Here is a 2150-nt window from a genome sequence, read left to right as displayed (position 1 = left end):
GGCTCCTACCTATCCTGTACATGTGGTACAGATACTCAATATCAAACTGCAGTAAAGCTCCATGGGGTCTTTCCGTCCTGTCGCGGGTAACCTGCATCTTCACAGGTACTAAAATTTCACCGAGTCTCTCGTTGAGACAGTGCCCAAATCATTACGCCTTTCGTGCGGGTCGGAACTTACCCGACAAGGAATTTCGCTACCTTAGGACCGTTATAGTTACGGCCGCCGTTTACTGGGGCTTCAATTCAGATCTTCGCTTACGCTAAACCCTCCTCTTAACCTTCCAGCACCGGGCAGGCGTCACCCCCTATACATCATCTTACGATTTAGCAGAGAGCTGTGTTTTTGATAAACAGTTGCTTGGGCCTATTCACTGCGGCTGCCTTTAAGACAGCACCCCTTCTCCCGAAGTTACGGGGTCATTTTGCCGAGTTCCTTAACGAGAGTTCTCTCGCTCACCTGAGGCTACTCGCCTCGACTACCTGTGTCGGTTTGCGGTACGGGTAGAGTATGATACAACGCTAGAAGATTTTCTCGGCAGTGTGACGTCACTAACTTCGCTACTAAACTTCGCTCCCCATCACAGCTCAATGTTACAGATACAAGCATTTGACTCATATCACACCTCACTGCTTAGACGGGCTCTTCCAATCGCCCGCTTTAGTTAGCCTACTGCGTCCCTCCATCACTTCATACTCTAGTACAGGAATATCAACCTGTTGTCCATCGGATACACCTTTCGGTCTCTCCTTAGGTCCCGACTAACCCAGGGCGGACGAGCCTTCCCCTGGAAACCTTAGTCTTACGGTGGATGGGATTCTCACCCATCTTGCGCTACTCATACCGGCATTCTCACTTCTATACGCTCCAGCGCTCCTCACGGTACACCTTCATCGCCTATAGAACGCTCTCCTACCATACCACATTGTGGTATCCACAGCTTCGGTAATATGTTTTAGCCCCGGTACATTTTCGGCGCAGGGTCACTCGACTAGTGAGCTATTACGCACTCTTTGAATGAATAGCTGCTTCTAAGCTAACATCCTAGTTGTCTGTGCAACCCCACATCCTTTTCCACTTAACATATATTTTGGGACCTTAGCTGGTGGTCTGGGCTGTTTCCCTTTCGACTACGGATCTTAGCACTCGCAGTCTGACTGCCGACCATAAATCATTGGCATTCGGAGTTTATCTGAAATCAGTAAACCGAGATGGCCCCCTCATCCAAACAGTGCTCTACCTCCAAGATTCTTAATGTCGACGCTAGCCCTAAAGCTATTTCGGAGAGAACCAGCTATCTCCAAGTTCGTTTGGAATTTCTCCGCTACCCACAAGTCATCCAAGCACTTTTCAACGTGCCCTGGTTCGGTCCTCCAGTGCGTCTTACCGCACCTTCAACCTGCTCATGGGTAGGTCACATGGTTTCGGGTCTACGTCATAATACTAATGCGCCCTATTAAGACTCGGTTTCCCTACGGCTCCGTCTCTTCAACTTAACCTCGCATCATAACGTAACTCGCCGGTTCATTCTACAAAAGGCACGCTCTCACCCATTAACGGGCTCGAACTTGTTGTAGGCACACGGTTTCAGGTTCTATTTCACTCCCCTTCCGGGGTGCTTTTCACCTTTCCCTCACGGTACTGGTTCACTATCGGTCACTAGAGAGTATTTAGGGTTGGGAGATGGTCCTCCCAGATTCCGACGAGATTTCGCGTGTCTCGCCGTACTCAGGATACTGCTAGGTATAAAGACTATTTCAAATACGAGGCTGTTACTCTCTTTGGCCTACCTTCCCAGGTAGTTCTTCTATATTCTTTAAGTCCACATTGCAGTCCTACAACCCCGAAGAGTAAACTCTTCGGTTTGCCCTCCTGCCGTTTCGCTCGCCGCTACTAAGGCAATCGCTTTTGCTTTCTCTTCCTGCAGCTACTTAGATGTTTCAGTTCACTGCGTCTTCCTTCTACTAGTCTTAACAACTAGTGATGACAGGCATCAACCTGCCGGGTTCCCCCATTCGGACATCTCTGGATCTACGCTCACTTACAGCTCCCCAAAGCATTTCGTCGTTTGTCACGTCCTTCATCGGCTTCTAGTGCCAAGGCATCCACCGTGCGCCCTTATTAACTTAACCTTATTAACCTAATTTTTT

At 49.0% G+C, this 2150-nt stretch carries 1 rRNA gene; it reads right to left on the bottom strand.

From position 1 onward, the window contains the following. Window positions 1-2132, bottom strand: a 23S ribosomal RNA gene (locus ACHBID_RS11060); the annotation flags it as partial. Window positions 2133-2150: the final 18 nt, after the last annotated feature.

The organism is Streptococcus sp. A25 (assembly GCF_043674095.1).
Taxonomy (GTDB): domain Bacteria; phylum Bacillota; class Bacilli; order Lactobacillales; family Streptococcaceae; genus Streptococcus; species Streptococcus suis_V.
Note: the sequence above shows the minus strand (reverse complement) of the source record. Positions and strands in the feature narration are given on the sequence as shown.